Below are 20,221 nucleotides of genomic sequence, written 5' to 3'. Positions count from 1 at the left end.
TCAATGAGCAATGTGCCAGCAGAACTGAAATACAGCAAAGAACACGAGTGGCTGCGCAAAGAGGCGGACGGCACTTACACCGTAGGGATCACCGAGCACGCGCAAGAGCTGCTGGGCGACATGGTGTTTGTTGACCTGCCTGACGTGGGCACGACCGTTAGCGCGGGCGATGACTGCGCCGTGGCGGAGTCCGTAAAAGCGGCATCTGACATCTATGCTCCTGTGAGCGGCGAAATCGTTGCCGTCAACGACGCGCTGAGCGATTCGCCAGAGCTGGTGAACAGCGAGCCTTATGAAGGCGGCTGGATCTTCAAGATCAAAGCCAGCGACGAATCTCAGGTTGCCGCGCTGCTGGATGCGACCGCGTACGAAGCACTGTTAGAAGACGAGTAATTGTTTATCCCCCTCTCCTTTCGGGAGAGGGCAGGGGCGAGGGTGCCCATCTTCCCCTCACCCTAACCCTCTCCCAGAGGGAGAGGGAACTTAAATTCACTGCACGTTTCAGGAACCATCGCTCATGACACAGACTTTAAGCCAGCTTGAAAACCGTGGCGCCTTCATTGAACGTCACATTGGGCCGGATGCTCAGCAACAGCAGGAGATGCTGAAGACAGTTGGCGCGGATTCATTAAACGCACTGATCGGCCAGATTGTGCCAAAAGACATCCAGCTTGCCACGCCGCCTCAGGTGGGGGAAGCCACCACGGAATTCGCCGCGCTGGCGGAGCTGAAGGCTATCGCAGGCCTAAACAAGCGCTATAAGTCTTACATTGGCATGGGCTACACCAACGTGCAGTTACCGCCGGTTATCCTGCGCAACATGCTGGAAAACCCGGGCTGGTACACCGCTTACACCCCGTACCAGCCGGAAGTCTCCCAGGGCCGTCTGGAAGCGCTGCTGAACTTCCAGCAGGTGACACTGGATCTGACCGGGATGGACATCGCCTCCGCTTCGCTGCTGGATGAAGCGACCGCTGCCGCCGAAGCAATGGCGATGGCCAAACGCGTGAGCAAGCTGAAAAATGCCAACCGCTTCTTCGTCGCGGCGGACGTGCATCCCCAGACGCTGGACGTGGTGCGTACCCGCGCAGAGACCTTCGGGTTTGACGTGATCGTAGACGACGCTGACAAAGTGCTGGATCACCAGGACGTCTTCGGCGTGCTGCTGCAGCAGGTGGGCACCACCGGCGAAGTTCACGACTACGGCGCGCTGATTGCCGAGCTGAAAACCCGCAAAGTGGTTGTCAGCGTTGCCGCCGATTTTATGGCGCTGGTGCTGCTGACGGCGCCGGGTAAACAGGGCGCGGATATCGTATTCGGTTCAGCGCAACGCTTCGGCGTGCCGATGGGCTACGGCGGCCCGCACGCGGCGTTCTTCGGCGCGAAAGATGAATTCAAACGCTCCATGCCAGGCCGTATTATCGGCGTCTCAAAAGACGCTGCCGGTAACACCGCCCTGCGCATGGCGATGCAGACCCGCGAGCAGCACATCCGCCGCGAGAAAGCGAACTCCAACATCTGTACCTCCCAGGTGCTGCTGGCAAACATCGCCAGCCTGTACGCCGTGTTCCACGGCCCGGCTGGCCTGAAACGCATTGCCAGCCGAATTCACCGCCTGGCCGATATTCTGGCCTGCGGTCTGCAGCAGAAAGGCCTTAAGCTGCGCCACGCTCACTACTTCGACACCCTGTGTGTGGAAGTGGCGGACAAAGCGGCCGTGCTGGCGCGCGCGAATGCAGCAGAGATCAACCTGCGCAGCGACATCCACAACGCCGTCGGCATTACTCTGGATGAAAGCACCACCCGCGACGATATCCTTAACCTGTTCAGCGTGTTACTGGGTGACGCGCACGGTCTGGACATTGATGCGCTCGACAAAGAGGTCGCGCTCGACAGCCGCTCCATTCAGGAAAGCATGCTGCGTAACGATGCGATCCTGACGCATCCGGTGTTTAACCGCTACCACAGCGAAACCGAGATGATGCGCTATATGCACTCTCTGGAGCGCAAGGATCTGGCGCTGAACCAGGCGATGATCCCGCTGGGCTCCTGCACCATGAAGCTGAACGCCGCGGCGGAGATGATCCCGATCACCTGGCCTGAATTCTCCGAACTGCACCCGTTCTGCCCGCCAGAGCAGGCGGAAGGTTATCATATGATGATCAACCAGCTTTCCGACTGGCTGGTGAAACTGACCGGTTATGACGCGCTCTGCATGCAGCCGAACTCCGGCGCGCAGGGCGAATACGCGGGTCTGCTGGCGATCCGTCACTATCACGAAAGCCGCAACGAAGGTCACCGCGATATCTGCCTGATCCCAAGCTCCGCCCACGGTACCAACCCGGCCTCTGCCCAAATGGCGGGCATGGAAGTGGTGGTGGTGGCGTGCGATAAGAACGGCAACATCGATCTGGCCGACCTGCGCGCGAAAGCCGAGCAGGCGGGCGACAAGCTCTCCTGCATCATGGTGACCTACCCGTCTACCCACGGCGTGTACGAAGAGACCATCCGTGAAGTGTGCGAAGTGGTGCACCAGTACGGCGGTCAGGTTTACCTCGACGGCGCGAACATGAACGCTCAGGTGGGCATTACCTCTCCGGGCTTTATCGGCGCGGACGTGTCGCACCTGAACCTGCACAAAACCTTCTGCATCCCGCACGGCGGTGGCGGCCCGGGCATGGGACCAATCGGCGTGAAAGCGCACCTGGCACCGTTTGTACCGGGCCACAGCGTAGTGCAGATTGAAGGCATGCTGACCCGTCAGGGCGCGGTCTCTGCGGCACCGTTCGGTAGCGCCTCTATCCTGCCAATCAGCTGGATGTACATCCGCATGATGGGCGCGGAAGGGCTGAAGCAGGCGAGCCAGGTGGCGATCCTGAACGCCAACTATATTGCGACTCGCCTGAAGTCTGCCTTCCCGGTGCTCTATACTGGCCGCGACGGTCGCGTGGCGCACGAGTGCATCCTGGATATTCGTCCTCTGAAAGAAGCGACGGGCATCAGCGAGCTGGATATCGCCAAGCGCCTGATCGACTACGGCTTCCACGCGCCAACCATGTCGTTCCCGGTTGCGGGTACGCTGATGGTTGAGCCGACCGAGTCTGAAAGCAAGGCCGAGCTGGACCGCTTTATCGACGCAATGCTGGCGATCCGCATGGAGATCGACCGCGTGCAGGACGGCGAATGGACGCTGGAAGATAACCCGCTGGTTAACGCTCCGCACACCCAGCACGAAATGGTGGCAGAGTGGAACCACGGCTATTCCCGCGAGCTGGCGGTCTTTCCGGCAGGCGTGGCAAACAAATACTGGCCGACCGTGAAGCGTCTTGATGACGTGTACGGCGACCGTAACCTGTTCTGCTCCTGCGTGCCGATGAGCGAATACCAGTAATATTATTGGTGTAGTCATAAAGGCCGGGTAAGGCGAAGCCGCCACCCGGCTTTTTTATTGGGAGAAGAAAATGGCAATAGCACTGGTCACCGGCGCCAGCCGGGGCATTGGGAAAGCCACCGCGCTGCAGCTGGCGCGCGAAGGCTACACCGTGGCGGTGAACTATCACCACAACATTAAAGCCGCGACGGACGTGATCAACCAGATCGTTGAAGCGGGCGGTAAAGCCTTTGCCGTCCGCGCGGATATAAGTGATGAAGCCCAGGTGCTGGCGATGTTTGACAGCCTCGATCGTGAAGGCGAGCCGCTTCGTGCGCTGGTCAATAATGCGGGCATTCTGTTTGAGCAATCCACTATCGAGAACCTCTCCGCTGAGCGCATTAACCGCGTCCTGGCGACCAACGTCACGGGCTACTTTCTCTGCTGCCGGGAAGCGGTAAAACGCATGTCCTTCAGGCATGGCGGCAAGGGTGGGGCGATAGTGAACGTCTCTTCCGCCGCGTCGCGCCTGGGCGCGCCGGGTGAATATGTGGATTATGCCGCGTCCAAGGGGGCGGTCGATTCGCTGACAACCGGGCTATCGCTGGAAGTGGCGGCGCAGGGCATTCGCGTCAACTGCGTGCGTCCGGGTCTGATTTATACCGATATTCATGCGTCCGGCGGAGAGCCGGGGCGAGTGGATCGCGTGAAATCCTTGCTGCCGATGCAGCGCGGCGGCCAGCCGGAAGAGGTGGCGCAGGCGATTGTCTGGCTGCTGAGCGAGAAGGCGTCGTACGTAACGGGCAGTTTTATTGAGTTGGCGGGCGGGAAGTAAACCCCTCTCCCAAAGGGGAGAGGGGATCAATCGTAGGCCGGTGCAAGCGTAGCGCCGCCCGGCGTTACGGCGTTAAAGTTTCTCGCCGTTGCTGGCAATCACTTCCTTATACCAGTTAAAGCTCTTCTTGCGGGAACGCGACATGTCGCCCGTGCCGTCGTCGTGCTTGTTCACGTAGATAAAGCCGTAGCGCTTGCTGTACTGGCCGGTGGTGAACGACACGCAGTCGATGCAGCCCCATGGCGTATAGCCCATCAGATCCACGCCGTCGTGCGTCACGGCTTTGATCATCTCTTCCACGTGGGCACGCAGGTAGTCGATGCGATAGTCGTCGTTGATGCTGCCGTCCTCTTCCACCTTATCGTAGGCGCCGAACCCGTTTTCCACGATAAACAGCGGCTTCTGATAACGTTCGTACAGTTCGCACAGGGAATAGCGCAGGCCTACCGGATCGATCTGCCAGCCCCAGTCGGACGCCTTCACGTGCGGATTCGGCACGCTGCCTTCGAAGCCGGAAATCGCATCGCCGGTCCCGCCTTCCGCTTTCACCGCGTTGGTCATGTAGTAGCTGAAACCTAAGTAGTCGCAGGTACCTTCACGCAGGATCTGCTCATCGCCTGCCTCCATTTTGATGGAGAAGCCGCGGCGCTCCCACTCGTTCAGCACGTAGGACGGGTAGTAACCACGCAGCTGGACGTCGGTAAAGACATAGCGCTCGCGCATGGATTCCTGGGCGAACATCACGTCTTCCGGTTTGCAGGAGAACGGATAGAGCGCCACCATCGCCAGCATGCAGCCAACTTTCATCTCAGGGTTGATGCGGCGCGCGGCTTTCACCGCCAGGGCGCTGGCCACAAACTGGTGGTGCAGGACCTGGTACATGGTCTCTTCCGGATTGTCATGTTCGGTATAGACCACGCCCGAGCAGCAGTAACCGAACAGCGGCGCGCGCCAGTTACGCTGGTTATTGATTTCGTTGAAGGTCATCCAGTATTTGACCTTGTTTTTGTAGCGCTCAAAAACCACTTCCGCGAAGCGCACGAAGAAATCGACCACTTTACGGTTGGTCCAGCTACCGTACTCCTGTACCAGGTGCAGCGGCATTTCGAAGTGGGAGAGGGTGATCACCGGTTCGATGTTGTATTTCAGCAGCTCGTCGAACATGTCGTCGTAGAACTTCAGCCCCTCTTCGTTTGGCTGCGTTTCGTCACCTTTCGGGAAGATGCGCGTCCAGGCGATAGAGGTGCGGAAGCACTTGAAACCCATCTCGGCAAACAGCTTGATGTCTTCTTTATAGTGGCCGTGGAAGTCGATGGCCTCGTGGTTTGGGTAGTATTTACCCGGCACTACTTCCTGGGTGATTTCGCGCGGGACGCCGTGCGCACCGCCGGTCAATACGTCACAAATGCTTGGCCCTTTGCCGCCTTTGTTCCAGCCGCCTTCAACCTGGTGAGCGGCAACCGCGCCGCCCCATAAAAAATCTTTTGGTAAGGTTAATTTTTTCATCGCTGCTCTTCTCAATAAATGGCTTATTGGCATCGAGTCTAGCAAAGCGAAATTGAATGTCACGATATAACAATTCACAGTAAATGTGATTTGTTACATCAAAAAAACAGGGTGTTTTATTCTGTAAGTTTCTTCGCCAGTTTACGTCCGAGAGACTCCAGAATATAAATGACGGGAATTTGCGTGGTGATGTCGTAGACGCCTGCAATACGCGTCTGAGGAACATGCCAGGAGAGATTAAAGTCCGCCAGTTTTGCGAGACGCGAGTGCTCGTGGCTGGTTATCGAGAGCACCTTGCAGTGATGCAGGCTGAACTGGCTGGCGAAGCGCAGGATCTCCTCGGTCTCGCCAGAGACGGAAAGCACAATCGCCAGCGCATTTTTCGCCATATCATTGGTGACCGGGAAATAAGGGTCATCAATATGGTTACTGAATTTCCCGATATTAGAAAAGAAGCGTGCGCCATATTTTGCCAGCGAACCCGATGTTCCGGCACCGACAAATATAATTCGCTCTGACGATAAAATAATATCAACCGCATTATCTAATAGCGCATCGAACTCTTCATTATTCACGCTTTTAAAAAAGCTGATAATTTCGCTGGCACCGAAATTTGCCTGCTGGGGCTCGTTCTGTTCAAGATAAAGCTTAAAGCGCACCCGAAATTCAGAATACCCTTCGCAGTTAAGCTTGCGGCAAAAGCGCAGGATGGTCGTGGTTGAGACGTCTGCCGCATCCGCCAGCTCGCGGATGGTCATGTACATCACTTTGTCACGATTTTTTATGACATAGTTGTAGACCATCATCTCCAGGTTATTGAGACTGGCAATGGCGGAATGGGAGAACATGCTCACAATGGCTACACTCACTCATCAGACTTTTCTTCAGGGAATAATAACATGCAGCCAAACGACATCACTTTTTTTCAGCGCTTTCAGGACGACATCCTGGCCGGACGTAAAACCATCACTATCCGGGATAAAAGTGAATCCCATTTCAAAACCGGCGATATCCTGCGGGTGGGGCGTTATGAGGATGATGGTTATTTTTGCACCATTGAAGTAACAGGAACGTCAACCGTTACGTTCGACACATTGACGCAAAAACATGCTGAACAGGAGAACATGACCCTGGATGAATTCAAAAGCGTGATCGCAGAGATCTACCCCAGGCAGAACCAGTTTTATGTAATTGATTTTAAATGTTTATAATTGAAATCGAAACGCACGTTCGCTGAAATTAAAGTGTAACTGTCTGATTGTAATTTAGAAATGTTATGTTTAACTTTATTTTAGCTAACAGGTGTTCACTGGAATCATTCTCAGTTAGCATAGTTATGCGATGAATAATCATCTTTTGTTTTCCCGGAGTTTTGTATGGTGAGCAGACCATTAATCGCACAGGGATATTCGCTGGCTGAGGAAGTAGCCAACAGCATCAGCCACGGCATTGGCCTGGTGTTTGGGATTGTCGGTTTAGTGTTATTGCTGGTGCAGGCGGTGGACGCCAATGCCAGCGCGATGGCCATTACCAGCTACAGCCTGTATGGCGGGAGTATGATCCTGCTGTTCCTGGCGTCGACGCTGTATCACGCGATCCCGCATCAGCGGGCCAAGATGTGGCTCAAGAAATTTGACCACTGCGCTATCTATCTTCTGATTGCAGGCACTTACACACCGTTTTTGCTGGTGGGGCTCAACTCACCGCTGTCGCGTGGCCTGATGATTGTTATCTGGAGCCTGGCACTGCTGGGGATCCTGTTTAAGCTGACCATCGCGCACCGGTTTAAGGTGCTGTCACTGGTCACCTATCTGACAATGGGCTGGCTGTCGCTGATTGTGGTGTATCAACTGGCAATCAAACTGTCGGTAGGGGGCGTGACGCTTCTGGCCTTAGGAGGCGTGGTGTACTCGCTCGGCGTGATTTTCTACGTCTGCAAGCGCATCCCGTACAACCATGCCATCTGGCACGGCTTTGTGCTGGGCGGCAGCGTATGCCACTTTTTGGCGATCTATTTGTACGTGGGGCAGGTGTAGTTTTTTCCATCGTGCGGGCGGTCGCCCTCACCCCGGCCCTCTCCCACAGGGAGAGGGAGGGCACCTGGATACGATTACTCTTCTAACGAATATGGCAACGGCTCGATGCTCAGCGTGTTCGCATCGTCACGCACGCGGAACACGCTGTCGGCTTCCATGTCGTTGTTCATGACGGCCTGTACCAAAAGACGTCCATCATCGAGCTGTACGGCGGCTAACACGGTGCCGGTGCGGCGCCAGTTATCACCCATCTTCAGCTCTAAGTCTTCACCCGCTTCAGGTACACGGCTGGCATGGCCCGCCAGCGTCCACAGCGCTCGTTTGTTAGCTCCGCGGAATTTTGCACGCGCCACCATCTCCTGGCCGGTATAACAGCCCTTTTTAAAGCTGATACCCCCCAGCGCCTGCAGGTTCGTTGCCTGAGGAATGAACTGCGCGCTGTTTGCGGCGTCAATCACCGGCAGACCCGCTTCGATATTCAGCGCCAGCCACTGCTGACTGTTGTTGAGCTGCGCTTCGCCGCGCAGCGCTTCTGTCACGCGTTCGGCCGTTGCCGCATCCGTGACTAACAGGAAACGCTCCGCAGGGTGTTCAAACCACAGGATGGAGGTCGCGCCTTCGCTGACCACCTGCTTTTCTGCATCCGGCAGTTCGCTGAAGAGATTTTTCAGCGCCGCACGCGCCTGAAAACCGGCCACTCCCAGCAGGACATGTTCGTCGTCCGGGGCGATAGTGACTTTGGAGAAGACCGCGTACTTCTTCAGCTCTTTGAGCTGGGCCTCTTGCAGGCTGCGGCGCTCAATAAAGGCAAAGCCGTCCTGACGGCGGAAGAGTCGCAGGTTGCTCCACATTTTGCCTTTTGGATCGCAATGCGCTGCCAGCAGGTGCTGGTGTTCGGTCATCTGGCTGACGTCGGCGGTCACCTGGCCCTGCAGATATTTTTCGGCGTCGGCACCGGTGAGCGTTGCCAGCGCCCAGTCATCAAGAGAAATAAGCGTCAGCGGCAGACGCGCAGAGGCGGCGGGCTGGCGAGGAGAAAATGGTGTAAATGCCATAACGATATCCTGAATTGCTTAACGCTTTGATAATGCCTAATGGTAAAAGAGCCTGCAGGCAATGCAAGCGCTTTCAACAGACCATTTGTGCCCTAAACCAGTTATGCGTAGCGCTACGCAAAATAATGTAATCCGCTGTCTTTGTAGGGATTATTCTGGAAGCCTGCTCGGCGATCGCAATATTCCAGTAATGAAACGGTCAAAAACACGTTACACTAGCTGGTGTCCCCGTAGAGAAATAAAGAACACTGAACGGGGTCCCGACTGTGCCAAACGTAATGCAGGAAACTGAACATGGATATTAACAACAAGGCCCGTATTCACTGGGCGTGCCGTCGCGGCATGCGTGAACTTGATATTTCCATCATGCCTTTCTTCGAATATGAGTATGACAGCTTAAGCGATGATGATAAGCGTCTGTTTGTTCGCCTGCTTGAGTCTGACGATCCGGATTTATTCAACTGGCTGATGAACCACGGCAAACCCGCCGACACCGAGTTGCAACGGATGGTGCAATTAATTCAAACACGGAATCGGGAACGTGGTCCTGTGGCAATCTGATCTTCGCGTCTCGTGGCGCTCGCAGTGGATGTCTTTATTGCTCCACGGCCTGGTCGCGGCCTTTGTTTTACTGATGCCGTGGCCGCTGAGCTATACGCCGCTGTGGCTGCTGTTACTGTCGTTTGTCGTTTTTGACAGCGTACGCAGCCAGCGTCGCATTAATGCCCGTCAGGGAGAGATTAAATTACTGATGGATTCCCGCCTGCGCTGGCAGGGTAAAGAGTGGGATATTCTCGGTATGCCCTGGATGCTCAACTGCGGCATGATGTTACGGTTACGCAAGGTGGACGGCGGGCGTTGCCAGCATCTGTGGCTGGCGGCTGACAGTATGGATGCTGCCGAGTGGCGAGACCTGCGCCGGATGCTGTTGCAACAGACGACGCAGGGGTAATGCGCGTTAGCTAAACTTTTCAGCCATTTCGCCCAGAATCTGCTCGCACCAGCTTTGCAGGCGCTCATCGCTGAGATCGTACTGGTTGGTTTCATCCAGCGCGAGTCCAACAAACAGTTCGCCGTCGGCAATAATCGGTTTTTTACTGGTGAACTCGTAACCTTCGGTTGGCCAGTAGCCGATAAACGACACTCCTTTCGGCGCCAACTTGTCATGCAGCATGCCGAGCGCGTCCAGGAACCATTCCCCGTAGCCCAGCTGATCCCCCATGCCGTACATGGCAATGATTTTGCCGTCGAGATTGAGTGAATCGAGTTGATCCCAGATGGCTTCCCAGTCTTCCTGTATCTCACCAAAATCCCAGGTTGGGATGCCAAGAATCAGTACATCGTACTGTTCCATCAGCGCGACCGCGTCATCTTTCAGGTTATGCAACGTCACCAGTTCCGGGCCAATGATGTCGCGAATTTTCTCTGCCGCCATTTCGGTGTAGCAGGTGCTGGAACCATAGAACAGACCAATATTCATCGCGTAACTATCTCAATACTTGCTTTGACTTTGCGCGTAGTGTACCAGAAACCGGTCGCAATCAGGCATAATGGCCTGACTGCAAAATCAAAGGGGCTGATGTGGAAAAGGATCTCGCACTGATCGAACAGTTTCTCGACGCGCTGTGGCTGGAGAAAAATCTTGCCGAGAATACCCTCAGCGCCTACCGTCGCGATCTCACCATGCTGGTGGAGTGGCTTGCGCACCGGGGGTTATCCCTTGCGAGCGCGCAGCGTGACGACCTGCAGGCGCTGCTTGGGGAACGTATCGCAGGGGGCTACAAAGCCACCAGTTCCGCGCGTTTGCTTAGCGCCATGCGTCGGCTGTTCCAGCACCTCTACCGTGAGAAGATCCGCGAAGACGATCCCAGCGCGCTGCTGGCATCTCCTAAGCTCCCGCAGCGGCTGCCGAAAGATCTCAGCGAAGCACAAGTTGAGAGATTATTACAGTCACCGGCTGTTGACCTGCCGCTGGAGTTACGCGATAAAGCCATGCTTGAGCTATTGTATGCTACCGGCTTGCGCGTTTCGGAACTGGTTGGCCTGACGATGAGCGACATCAGCCTGCGTCAGGGCGTGGTGCGCGTCATTGGTAAAGGCAACAAGGAAAGGCTGGTTCCGCTGGGTGAAGAGGCGGTTTACTGGCTGGAAACTTACCTGGAGCATGGTCGTCCGTGGCTGCTCAATGGTACGTCTATCGACGTCCTGTTTCCGAGCCAGCGCGCCCAGCAGATGACGCGGCAAACGTTCTGGCATCGCATCAAGCATTACGCCACACTGGCGGGTATCGATAGTGAAAAGCTTTCGCCGCACGTATTGCGTCACGCCTTCGCGACGCATCTGTTAAACCACGGCGCTGATTTACGCGTGGTGCAGATGCTGCTGGGCCACAGCGATCTTTCCACGACGCAAATTTACACCCATGTCGCGACGGAACGCCTGCGGCAGCTACACCAACAGCACCACCCTCGTGCGTGAGTGCCGACGAATTGTAACAGGATCACATATGAAAAAGACTTTCGCGCTGTTCACCCTGCTGGCAGCTTCATTTACCGGTTTCGCCCATGCGGACGACGCCGCCATCAAACAGTCACTGGCTAAGCTTGGCGTCACCGGTAGCGATATTCAGCCTGCACCGGTTGCCGGCATGAAAACGGTACTCACCAACAGCGGCGTGCTGTACGTCACCGAAGACGGCAAACACATTATTCAGGGGCCAATGTACGACGTGAGCGGCGCGCAGCCGGTAAACGTCACCAACCAGCTGCTGATGAAAAACCTGAACGCGCTCGAAAAAGAGATGATCGTCTATAAAGCGGCGCAGGAAAAACACGTCATTACCGTCTTCACCGACATCACCTGCGGCTACTGCCACAAGCTGCATGAAGAGATGAAAGACTATAACGCGCTGGGCATTACTGTGCGTTACCTGGCCTTCCCGCGCGCGGGCGTGCAGAGCCAGCCAGAGCAGGACATGAAGGCTATCTGGTGTGCGAAAGACCGCAACAAAGCGTTCGACGACGCGATGAACGGCAAAGGCGTTAAGCCGGCCTCCTGCGACATTGATATCGCTAACCACTATGCGCTCGGCGTGCAGTTTGGCGTGAGCGGTACGCCAGCGATTGTCCTGAGCAACGGCTATGTTGTTCCGGGCTATCAGGGACCAAAAGAGATGAAAGAGTTCCTCGACGCGCACCAGAAACAGTTTGGTGGTAAATAATCCGCGTGAAAGCCCCGATAAAATTGCGCCGCCGCGAGGCGGTTGAACCCGTTGATTTACCGGACGATCTCCCGGCGCTGCTTAAGCGTCTCTACGCCAGCCGCGGCGTGCGTCGCGCTGAGGATCTTGAACGCAGCGTGAAAGGGATGCTGCCCTGGCAGCAGCTGAGCGGTATCGAAAAAGCCACCGAAATGCTCTACAACGCGCTTCGAGAGGGAACGCGGATTGTGGTGGTGGGCGATTTCGACGCCGACGGCGCAACCAGCACCGCGCTGAGCGTGCTCAGCCTGCGCGCGCTGGGCTGCGATAACGTCACGTATCTGGTACCGAACCGTTTTGAAGACGGCTATGGCCTCAGCCCGGAAGTGGTCGATCAGGCCCACGCCCGTGGTGCACAGATGATCATGACCGTCGATAACGGGATCTCCTCCCATGCGGGCGTCGATCATGCTCACGCGTTGGGGATCCCGGTGCTGGTCACCGATCACCACCTGCCGGGCGAAACGCTGCCCGATGCGGAAGCGATTATTAACCCCAACCTGCGCGACTGCGATTTCCCGTCGAAATCCCTCGCAGGCGTGGGCGTAGCGTTTTATCTGATGCTGGCGTTACGGACCCTGCTGCGCGATAAGGGCTGGTTCGACTCTCGCGGTATTGCCGTACCGAACCTGGCCGAATATCTCGATCTGGTGGCGCTGGGCACCGTCGCGGACGTGGTACCGCTCGATACCAATAACCGCATTTTGACCTGGCAGGGCCTAAGCCGTATCCGGGCAGGCAAGTGCCGTCCGGGGATCAAGGCGCTGCTGGAGATTGCCAACCGCGATCCGCTCAAGCTGGCGGCCAGCGATTTGGGTTTTGCCCTCGGGCCGCGTCTGAACGCAGCCGGAAGGCTGGACGATATGTCCGTCGGCGTGGCGCTGCTGCTGTGCGACAACATCGGTGAAGCGCGCGTGCTGGCCAACGAGCTGGACGCGCTGAACCAGACACGCAAAGAGATTGAGCAGGGGATGCAGGCCGAAGCGCTGACCCTATGCGAAAAGCTTGAACGCAGCGGCGATACGCTGCCGGGCGGCCTGGCGATGTACCATCCTGAGTGGCACCAGGGCGTGGTCGGCATTCTGGCGTCGCGCATTAAAGAGCGTTTCCACCGCCCGGTGATCGCGTTCGCCCCCGCAGGCGACGGCACGCTGAAAGGCTCAGGCCGTTCGATTCAGGGTTTGCACATGCGCGATGCGCTGGAGCGTCTCGATACGCTGTATCCGGGTCTGATGATCAAGTTTGGCGGCCATGCGATGGCGGCGGGCCTGTCGCTGGAAGAGGCGAAGTTCGACGAGTTTCAGCGGCTGTTTGGTGAACTGGTCACCGACTGGATTGATCCGGCCCTGTTGCAGGGGGAAGTGGTGTCCGATGGCGAGCTTTCACCGCTTGAGATGACGATGGACGTGGCGCAAATGCTCCGCGATGCCGGTCCGTGGGGGCAGATGTTCCCGGAACCGCTGTTCGACGGGCGTTTCCGCCTGCTGCAGCAGCGTATTGTCGGCGAACGTCATCTGAAAGTGATGGTCGAGCCCGTGGGCGGTGGTCCGCTGCTGGACGGCATCGCCTTCAACGTTGACACGGCGGTATGGCCGGACAACGGCGTGCGCGAGGTTGAGCTGGCGTACAAACTGGACATCAACGAGTTTCGCGGTAACCGCACCCTGCAGATCATCATCGACAATATCTGGCCAATTTAGCGGCAGTAATCTCTATAAAAAAGGGCGTGGATTCGGTACAATCCCGCTCTTATCACCGCATTTTGACAAGTCCATAAAAGAAAACAGACCATGTTTGAAATTAATCCGGTAAAAAACCGTATTCAGGACCTCACGGAGCGCTCTGACGTTCTTAGGGGGTATCTTTGACTACGATGCCAAGAAAGAGCGTCTTGAAGAAGTAAACGCCGAGCTGGAACAGCCGGACGTGTGGAACGAACCTGAACGCGCACAGGCGCTGGGTAAAGAGCGTTCCTCTCTCGAAGCTATCGTAGATACGCTGGATCAAATGGCTCAGGGGCTGGAAGATGTTTCCGGTTTGCTGGAGCTGGCCGTCGAAGCCGACGACGAAGAAACCTTTAACGAAGCCGTGGCAGAACTCGACGTGCTGGAAGAGAAGCTGGCGCAGCTTGAGTTCCGCCGTATGTTCTCCGGCGAATACGACAGCGCTGACTGCTATCTCGATATTCAGGCGGGTTCTGGCGGCACCGAAGCGCAGGACTGGGCCAGCATGCTGACGCGTATGTACCTGCGTTGGGCAGAAGCGCGCGGCTTCAAAACCGAAATTATCGAAGAGTCTGAAGGTGAAGTTGCGGGTCTGAAATCCGTCACCATCAAGATCATTGGCGATTACGCCTACGGCTGGCTGCGTACCGAAACCGGCGTTCACCGCCTGGTGCGTAAGAGCCCGTTCGACTCCGGTGGCCGCCGTCATACCTCCTTCAGCTCCGCGTTTGTTTACCCGGAAGTTGATGAAGATATTGATATCGAAATTAACCCGGCGGACCTGCGTATCGACGTTTATCGCGCATCCGGCGCGGGTGGTCAGCACGTTAACCGTACGGAATCGGCGGTGCGTATTACCCACATTCCTACCGGGCTGGTAACACAGTGCCAGAACGACCGTTCCCAGCATAAGAACAAAGACCAGGCCATGAAGCAGATGAAAGCGAAGCTTTATGAGCTGGAGATGCAGAAGAAAAATGCTGAGAAACAGGCGATGGAAGACAACAAGTCCGACATCGGTTGGGGCAGCCAGATCCGTTCTTACGTCCTTGATGACTCCCGCATCAAAGACCTGCGTACCGGGGTTGAAACCCGCAACACGCAGGCGGTGCTGGACGGCAGCCTGGACCAATTTATCGAAGCAAGTTTGAAAGCAGGGTTATGAGGAACCAACATGTCTGAACAACAAGCACAGGGCGCTGACGCGGTAGTCGATCTTAACAACGAACTGAAAACCCGCCGCGAGAAGCTGGCAGCGCTGCGCGAGCAGGGCGTGCCGTTCCCGAACGATTTTCGTCGTGACCATACCTCAGACCAACTGCACGCTGACTTCGACGCTAAAGAGAACGAAGAGCTGGAAGCGCTGAACGTTGAAGTGGCCGTTGCAGGCCGCATGATGACCCGTCGTATCATGGGTAAAGCCTCCTTCGTGACCTTGCAGGACGTTGGTGGCCGTATTCAGCTGTACGTTTCCCGTGACGACCTGCCGGAAGGCATCTACAACGAGCAGTTCAAGAAGTGGGACCTGGGCGATATCCTGGGCGCGAAAGGTAAACTGTTCAAAACCAAAACCGGTGAACTGTCTATCCACTGCACCGAGCTGCGTCTGCTGACCAAAGCCCTGCGCCCGCTGCCGGACAAATTCCACGGCCTGCAGGATCAGGAAGCGCGCTATCGTCAGCGCTACCTGGATCTCATCTCTAACGATGAATCCCGTAAGACCTTCAAAATTCGCTCTCAGATCATGGCCGGTATCCGCCAGTTCATGGTCAACCGCGACTTTATGGAAGTGGAAACCCCAATGATGCAGGTGATCCCTGGCGGCGCGTCTGCGCGTCCGTTCATCACCCATCACAACGCCCTGGACCTGGACATGTACCTGCGTATCGCGCCGGAACTGTACCTGAAGCGTCTGGTGGTCGGTGGTTTCGACCGCGTGTTCGAAATCAACCGTAACTTCCGTAACGAAGGTATCTCCGTTCGTCATAACCCAGAGTTCACCATGATGGAACTCTATATGGCGTATGCGGATTACAAAGATCTGATCGAGCTGACCGAATCCCTGTTCCGCACCCTGGCGCAGGACATTCTGGGCACCACGCAGGTTCCTTACGGTGAAGAAGTCTTCGACTTCGGCAAGCCGTTCGAAAAACTGACCATGCGCGAAGCGATCAAGAAATACCGTCCGGAAACCAATATGGCGGACCTGGATAACTTCGATTCTGCGAAAGCGATCGCGGAAAGCATCGGTATCAAGGTTGAGAAGAGCTGGGGTCTGGGCCGTATCGTGACCGAGATCTTCGAAGAAGTGGCCGAAGCGCACCTGATTCAGCCGACCTTCATCACCGAATACCCGGCTGAAGTCTCTCCGCTGGCGCGTCGTAATGACGAGAACCCGGAAATCACCGATCGCTTCGAATTCTTCATCGGCGGCCGTGAAATCGGCAACGGCTTTAGCGAGCTGAACGATGCGGAAGACCAGGCTCAGCGCTTCCAGGATCAGGTTGACGCGAAAGCGGCAGGCGACGACGAAGCGATGTTCTTCGACGAAGACTACGTGACCGCACTGGAGCACGGTCTGCCACCAACGGCGGGCCTTGGGATTGGTATCGACCGTATGGTCATGCTGTTCACCAACAGCCACACCATCCGCGACGTGATCCTGTTCCCGGCGATGCGCCCGGTGAAATAAGGCGTTAAGATGTAAAAAAAGCCCCGAAAGGGGCTTTTTTATTGCGCCGCGAAGGCTTTGAGTTTTTCGCGGGCGGTTGTCGCTTCCATGACCATCCACGGGCTAAAGGCCCAGGGCGTCGCGTCCAGCGCGCGGAATAACGCGCCCAGCTCCACCCACTGATAGTCCATCACTTCATCTTCGTTTATCGTCACGTCATTGGTGATGCGGGCCGCGAATACCGGGCAAATTTCGTTTTCCACAATCCCCGACGGGTCGGTTTCCCTATAGCGAAATTCAGGGGCGACGGCGGTGATATCGGTCAGCTCAGCGCCCACTTCAAAGCGGCAGCGGCGGATTATCGCCTGTATCGTCTCTTCGCCGGACTGCGGGTGGCCGCAGACGGAGTTGGTCCAGACGCCGGGCCAGGCTTTTTTGGTTAAGGCGCGCCGGGTGATCAGACATTCGCCGTTTGCGTTAAAAAGCCAGGAAGAGAAAGCCAGATGCAGCGGGGTATGTAAGGTGTGCGCGGCATATTTTTCCTGAGTGCCAATCACCATTCCCTGGTCGTTTACCAAAATAACGTGTTCTTGAATACTCATTGATGCTCCAGTGCCAAAATGCCGAGTGGTTCAGCACCATCAGCCGGGACATTATACTGCATTCTTATACGAACGGTTTGGCGCGTAGAGCGGAAAAGGGCATGACCCATATTCGTTTTGGCTGTTATCATAGTGCGCCATTCACGCTGACCGAGGATCTGTTTTGTTTGCAGGAAGCCTGACGAGAAATCCCATCACCGCCATTTTTTGCCTGACGCTGACGCTATTGCTGGCGGGCTGTTCAGGGAGCAAATCTTCGGATATGGGCAGCTATTCCGGTTCGGTCTATACCGTTAAGCGCGGGGATACGCTGTACCGGATTTCGCGCGCAACGGGGACCAGCGTGAAGGATCTGGCGCGGCTGAATAACCTCTCTCCGCCCTACACCATCGAGGTGGGGCAGCAGTTGAAGGTTAGCGGCGGCTCGTCCTCGGGCAAAAAATCCTCTTCGAAAGGCAAAACCGCCAAAGTGACGCCGTCCTATCAGGTGCCGCAATCATCATGGCCGCCGGTTGGACAGCGCTGCTGGATTTGGCCTGCCAGCGGTAAAGTGGTCGCCCCTTACTCACTTTCTGAAGGTGGCAACAAGGGTATTGATATCGCCGCTGCGCGCGGTACGCCGGTTTATGCCTCCGGGGCAGGGAAGGTGGTGTACGTGGGTAACCAGCTGCGCGGCTACGGTAACCTGATCATGATTAAGCATGGCGAAGACTACATCACGGCCTATGCGCACAACGACACGATGCTGGTCAACAACGGGCAGAACGTCAAAGCCGGGCAGAAGATTGCCACCATGGGCAGCACCGGCACGGACGCGGTGAAGCTGCACTTCCAGATTCGCTATAAGGCGACTGCCATCGACCCGCAGCGTTATCTGCCTGCGCCCGGCAGCAAACCGAAGTGCTAAGTGATTATTTTATCGCCGGTTAGTTGTTAAGAGGCTTGTATGAAGGTGCGTAAGGTCTATAATGCCATACGCACCTCAAAGCGGGCGTAGTTCAATGGTAGAACGAGAGCTTCCCAAGCTCTATACGAGGGTTCGATTCCCTTCGCCCGCTCCAGCTTTTCCTGATGTTATCTTCCTTTGCCTGTTTTTATCCTGTCCACGCTTTCCCATACAGATATCGTCATGCTGTTGATTGATAACTTCAAAGACGTTATCGCGCGAGCCCCGATATTCAGCACTGAAATATCAGACTCCATCAGAGTTTGCAGCACGATGAGTGTAACGGGTAATTTAATCAGCACTACTCGCTGACGTTTACATCTCATTATTGGGAAGGTTAGTTAATATTTTGTGAAAGAAGGAACCATGATCGAATAATAAAGCTTTCAGAAACTACACTCTTCTTTATCACGGATTTTTATTTTTTTAGACTTAACGCAAATATTACTACTAATTATAGTAGCCCTCTTTTTGAGACTATTCTCTATTGCGTCGGAGCTGGCATAATTAAGAAAACCAAAAAATATTATCCTTTTATATGCGCTATTACAGCAAAGCCGTCTTTTTTTGCTCGTTATTTTTTTGCTCTCTGAGCCATGCAGCCCCCCTTACTCCTGCTGACCGGGACACCGTGCGTCAGCAGCAGGAGGAACTGTTATTAAAGAACCAGCAACAGCGTGAAGAGCTGGAGCGGAGTATTCCTCGCCCGGCGCCTGCCAGAACTCTGCCTGCAGCCGGCACCGGGCCCTGCTTCACCATTGATACCATTACCCTTTCCGGCACGACCCTCATTTCCCCGAAAACGCGGCAGACCCTGGTTGCGCCGTGGCAGGGCCGGTGTCTGGATATGGCGAAAATAACGGAGCTTCTCGCCCGTATTTCTGACTGGTATATCAGCCGGGGATATATCACCAGCCGCGCCTTTCTTACCGAGCAGGATCTCTCCGGCGGTCAGCTGAATATTGTGGTGCTGGAAGGGCGGCTGGAAGCGATCCGTCTGGAAGGTGAAACGCCGCGCATGCTGAAAATGGCGTTTCCGGGACGGGTGGGTGGCATCCTTAATTTACGCGACATCGAACAGGGGATGGAGCAAATTAACCGTTTGCGCGCCGAGCCGGTTCAGATTGAAATTCTGCCGGGAACGCAGGCCGGATATTCCATCGTTAATCTCACGGGCAAGCCGGAATTTCCGTTAAGTGCATCCGTGAGCCTGGATAATAGCGGGCAGAAGAGCACCGGTGAAAACCAGCTGAACGGCGTGCTCACCGCCAATAATATGCTGGGGCTGGCGGATAAATGGTTTGTCAGCGGCGGGCGCAGCAGCGATTTTGCCAGCGCGTACGATGCGCAGAATTTCCAGGCGGGCGTCAGCGTGCCGTCTGGCTACGGCCTGCTGGACTACAGCTACGCCTGGAGTAACTACCGGACCACCATCAGTAACCAGGGCTTCAACTGGCTCTCCACGGGCGATACGAAAACCCACCGCCTTAACGCGTCCTGGGTGGTTTTCCGCAACGGGGATGTCAAAACCGGCATTGCGGCGGGCGTGGTTCAGCGCTCCAGCCGCAACTGGCTGAACGACGCGCCGCTTAAGAGCAGCACGCGCAACCTCTCGAGCCTGGTCCTGGGGATTACCCATACGCAAAAAATGCTGGGCGGCGTGGCGACCTTCAACCCGACCTGGAGCCACGGCATGCCGTGGTTCAATGCCGAAACCGACGAAAATAAATCCGGGGATATGCCGCGGGCAGAGTTCCGCAAATGGAGCCTGAACGCCAGCTTCCAGCGTCCAGTCGCCCGTAACGCGTGGTGGCTGACCAGCGCCTACGGCCAGTGGTCGCCCGACCGGCTGTACGGCGCCGAGCGCCTGACGCTCGGCGGCGAAAGCTCCGTGCGCGGTTTTAAAGAGCAGTACCTGTCCGGGGACAACGGCGGCTACTGGCGTAACGAGCTGGGGTATTCCCTCTTCACCCTCCCGGTGATTGGCGCGGTAAGCGCAACGGTCGCCGTTGACGGCGGCTGGCTGGAAAAAGACCGTCAGGACCGCTTTGCCTCCGGCACGCTGTGGGGCGGTTCGGTGGGGCTGAGCAGCGCAGGACGCGGGTACAGCAGCCAGATTTCGGTCGGCACGCCCCTGCGCTACCCCGACTGGCTCGGCCCGGATCATGTGAGCGTTAACTGGCGCATTGCCTTCATGCTTTAAGAGACTCTACGACT

19 protein-coding genes and 1 tRNA gene are annotated in these 20,221 nt (G+C 56.2%); 15 read left to right on the top strand and 5 right to left on the bottom strand.

Annotated elements, in window-relative coordinates:
* The first annotated feature begins 3 nt into the window (after positions 1-3).
* From gcvH to LBF07_RS07280, 3 genes are all read left to right on the top strand, one after another.
* Positions 4-393, top strand: coding sequence for a glycine cleavage system protein GcvH (gene gcvH, locus LBF07_RS07290; protein WP_008499718.1), 390 nt, complete (start codon positions 4-6; stop codon positions 391-393).
* Positions 394-517: 124 nt separating this feature from the next.
* Complete coding sequence (gene gcvP / locus LBF07_RS07285) at positions 518-3,391, top strand: aminomethyl-transferring glycine dehydrogenase (protein WP_033146594.1); 2,874 nt, start codon at positions 518-520, stop codon at positions 3,389-3,391.
* 70 nt (positions 3,392-3,461) lie between these two features.
* Positions 3,462-4,205, top strand: coding sequence for an SDR family oxidoreductase (locus LBF07_RS07280; RefSeq protein WP_032660097.1), 744 nt, complete (start codon positions 3,462-3,464; stop codon positions 4,203-4,205).
* 72 nt (positions 4,206-4,277) lie between these two features.
* Here LBF07_RS07280 and bglA read toward each other — a convergent pair whose 3' ends face one another.
* Together bglA and LBF07_RS07270 are read right to left on the bottom strand one after the other, a co-directional pair.
* Positions 4,278-5,711, bottom strand: a complete 1,434-nt coding sequence (gene bglA, locus LBF07_RS07275; RefSeq protein WP_033146593.1) for a 6-phospho-beta-glucosidase BglA — start codon at positions 5,709-5,711, stop codon at positions 4,278-4,280.
* 116 nt (positions 5,712-5,827) lie between these two features.
* Entirely contained in the window at positions 5,828-6,559 is a 732-nt protein-coding gene (locus LBF07_RS07270; protein ID WP_029739204.1) for a MurR/RpiR family transcriptional regulator, read from the bottom strand.
* A gap of 51 nt (positions 6,560-6,610) precedes the next feature.
* On the opposite strand from LBF07_RS07270, the gene yqfB reads away from it, so the two are divergent.
* Entirely contained in the window at positions 6,611-6,922 is a 312-nt protein-coding gene (yqfB, locus tag LBF07_RS07265) for a N(4)-acetylcytidine aminohydrolase (RefSeq protein ID WP_094935379.1), read from the top strand.
* Positions 6,923-7,087: 165 nt separating this feature from the next.
* Entirely contained in the window at positions 7,088-7,747 is a 660-nt protein-coding gene (locus LBF07_RS07260; protein ID WP_033146591.1) for a hemolysin III family protein, read from the top strand.
* 74 nt (positions 7,748-7,821) lie between these two features.
* Here LBF07_RS07260 and ygfZ read toward each other — a convergent pair whose 3' ends face one another.
* Positions 7,822-8,802, bottom strand: a complete 981-nt coding sequence (gene ygfZ / locus LBF07_RS07255) for a tRNA-modifying protein YgfZ (RefSeq protein ID WP_029739202.1) — start codon at positions 8,800-8,802, stop codon at positions 7,822-7,824.
* A 294-nt stretch (positions 8,803-9,096) separates the two neighbouring features.
* On the opposite strand from ygfZ, the gene sdhE reads away from it, so the two are divergent.
* Positions 9,097-9,363: an FAD assembly factor SdhE gene (gene sdhE / locus LBF07_RS07250; RefSeq protein WP_010435322.1), complete on the top strand. Its 267-nt coding sequence runs from the start codon at positions 9,097-9,099 to the stop codon at positions 9,361-9,363.
* Positions 9,344-9,754 (top strand): protein YgfX, encoded by a 411-nt coding sequence (locus tag LBF07_RS07245; protein WP_021242050.1) that lies wholly within the window; start codon positions 9,344-9,346, stop codon positions 9,752-9,754. Before sdhE ends, LBF07_RS07245 begins: the two co-directional genes overlap by 20 nt.
* A gap of 6 nt (positions 9,755-9,760) precedes the next feature.
* Here LBF07_RS07245 and fldB read toward each other — a convergent pair whose 3' ends face one another.
* The gene (gene fldB, locus LBF07_RS07240; protein ID WP_064673272.1) at positions 9,761-10,282 is read right to left on the bottom strand and encodes a flavodoxin FldB; all 522 of its coding nucleotides are present in this window, start codon (positions 10,280-10,282) and stop codon (positions 9,761-9,763) included.
* A gap of 101 nt (positions 10,283-10,383) precedes the next feature.
* Here fldB and xerD point away from each other — a divergent pair, with 101 nt between their 5' ends.
* The 5 genes from xerD to lysS all read left to right on the top strand — a co-directional run bounded on the left by xerD (position 10,384) and on the right by lysS (position 16,477).
* Positions 10,384-11,280, top strand: a complete 897-nt coding sequence (xerD, locus tag LBF07_RS07235) for a site-specific tyrosine recombinase XerD (protein WP_023309098.1) — start codon at positions 10,384-10,386, stop codon at positions 11,278-11,280.
* A 28-nt stretch (positions 11,281-11,308) separates the two neighbouring features.
* Entirely contained in the window at positions 11,309-12,022 is a 714-nt protein-coding gene (gene dsbC / locus LBF07_RS07230) for a bifunctional protein-disulfide isomerase/oxidoreductase DsbC (RefSeq protein ID WP_023309097.1), read from the top strand.
* A gap of 5 nt (positions 12,023-12,027) precedes the next feature.
* The gene (recJ, locus tag LBF07_RS07225) at positions 12,028-13,761 is read left to right on the top strand and encodes a single-stranded-DNA-specific exonuclease RecJ (RefSeq protein ID WP_039262981.1); all 1,734 of its coding nucleotides are present in this window, start codon (positions 12,028-12,030) and stop codon (positions 13,759-13,761) included.
* A gap of 90 nt (positions 13,762-13,851) precedes the next feature.
* Positions 13,852-14,950 (top strand): peptide chain release factor 2 gene (gene prfB / locus LBF07_RS07220; RefSeq protein ID WP_096151315.1). Its coding sequence is split into 2 segments (ribosomal slippage): positions 13,852-13,926 and positions 13,928-14,950, totalling 1,098 coding nucleotides; the frame shifts between segments, so codons are not numbered across the junction.
* A gap of 9 nt (positions 14,951-14,959) precedes the next feature.
* Positions 14,960-16,477: a lysine--tRNA ligase gene (gene lysS, locus LBF07_RS07215; protein ID WP_023309094.1), complete on the top strand. Its 1,518-nt coding sequence runs from the start codon at positions 14,960-14,962 to the stop codon at positions 16,475-16,477.
* A 38-nt stretch (positions 16,478-16,515) separates the two neighbouring features.
* Here lysS and idi read toward each other — a convergent pair whose 3' ends face one another.
* Positions 16,516-17,058, bottom strand: a complete 543-nt coding sequence (gene idi, locus LBF07_RS07210; protein ID WP_094935378.1) for an isopentenyl-diphosphate Delta-isomerase — start codon at positions 17,056-17,058, stop codon at positions 16,516-16,518.
* A 163-nt stretch (positions 17,059-17,221) separates the two neighbouring features.
* Here idi and actS point away from each other — a divergent pair, with 163 nt between their 5' ends.
* From actS to LBF07_RS07195, 3 genes are all read left to right on the top strand, one after another.
* Positions 17,222-17,965, top strand: a complete 744-nt coding sequence (gene actS / locus LBF07_RS07205; protein WP_039262983.1) for an amidase activator ActS — start codon at positions 17,222-17,224, stop codon at positions 17,963-17,965.
* Positions 17,966-18,045: 80 nt separating this feature from the next.
* Positions 18,046-18,119: transfer RNA gene (locus LBF07_RS07200), tRNA-Gly, on the top strand.
* A gap of 423 nt (positions 18,120-18,542) precedes the next feature.
* A complete protein-coding gene (locus LBF07_RS07195) occupies positions 18,543-20,207 on the top strand; it encodes a ShlB/FhaC/HecB family hemolysin secretion/activation protein (RefSeq protein WP_094935377.1) in 1,665 nt (554 codons plus the stop codon).
* Positions 20,208-20,221: the final 14 nt, after the last annotated feature.

The organism is Enterobacter cloacae complex sp. ECL352 (assembly GCF_020149545.1).
In the GTDB taxonomy this organism is placed as follows: Bacteria; Pseudomonadota; Gammaproteobacteria; order Enterobacterales; family Enterobacteriaceae; genus Enterobacter; species Enterobacter asburiae_B.
This window is presented reverse-complemented; position numbering and strand designations above follow the sequence as displayed.

Coding starts and splice junctions, on each gene's coding strand:
- LBF07_RS07270 (WP_029739204.1), bottom strand. CDS start 6,559: ATGTTCTCCCATTCCGCCATTGCCAGTCTCAATAACCTGGAGATGATG.
- LBF07_RS07195 (WP_094935377.1), top strand. CDS start 18,543: ATGCGCTATTACAGCAAAGCCGTCTTTTTTTGCTCGTTATTTTTTTGC.
- bglA (WP_033146593.1), bottom strand. CDS start 5,711: ATGAAAAAATTAACCTTACCAAAAGATTTTTTATGGGGCGGCGCGGTT.
- ygfZ (WP_029739202.1), bottom strand. CDS start 8,802: ATGGCATTTACACCATTTTCTCCTCGCCAGCCCGCCGCCTCTGCGCGT.
- gcvP (WP_033146594.1), top strand. CDS start 518: ATGACACAGACTTTAAGCCAGCTTGAAAACCGTGGCGCCTTCATTGAA.
- dsbC (WP_023309097.1), top strand. CDS start 11,309: ATGAAAAAGACTTTCGCGCTGTTCACCCTGCTGGCAGCTTCATTTACC.
- lysS (WP_023309094.1), top strand. CDS start 14,960: ATGTCTGAACAACAAGCACAGGGCGCTGACGCGGTAGTCGATCTTAAC.
- LBF07_RS07280 (WP_032660097.1), top strand. CDS start 3,462: ATGGCAATAGCACTGGTCACCGGCGCCAGCCGGGGCATTGGGAAAGCC.
- fldB (WP_064673272.1), bottom strand. CDS start 10,282: ATGAATATTGGTCTGTTCTATGGTTCCAGCACCTGCTACACCGAAATG.
- sdhE (WP_010435322.1), top strand. CDS start 9,097: ATGGATATTAACAACAAGGCCCGTATTCACTGGGCGTGCCGTCGCGGC.
- yqfB (WP_094935379.1), top strand. CDS start 6,611: ATGCAGCCAAACGACATCACTTTTTTTCAGCGCTTTCAGGACGACATC.
- gcvH (WP_008499718.1), top strand. CDS start 4: ATGAGCAATGTGCCAGCAGAACTGAAATACAGCAAAGAACACGAGTGG.
- LBF07_RS07260 (WP_033146591.1), top strand. CDS start 7,088: ATGGTGAGCAGACCATTAATCGCACAGGGATATTCGCTGGCTGAGGAA.
- idi (WP_094935378.1), bottom strand. CDS start 17,058: ATGAGTATTCAAGAACACGTTATTTTGGTAAACGACCAGGGAATGGTG.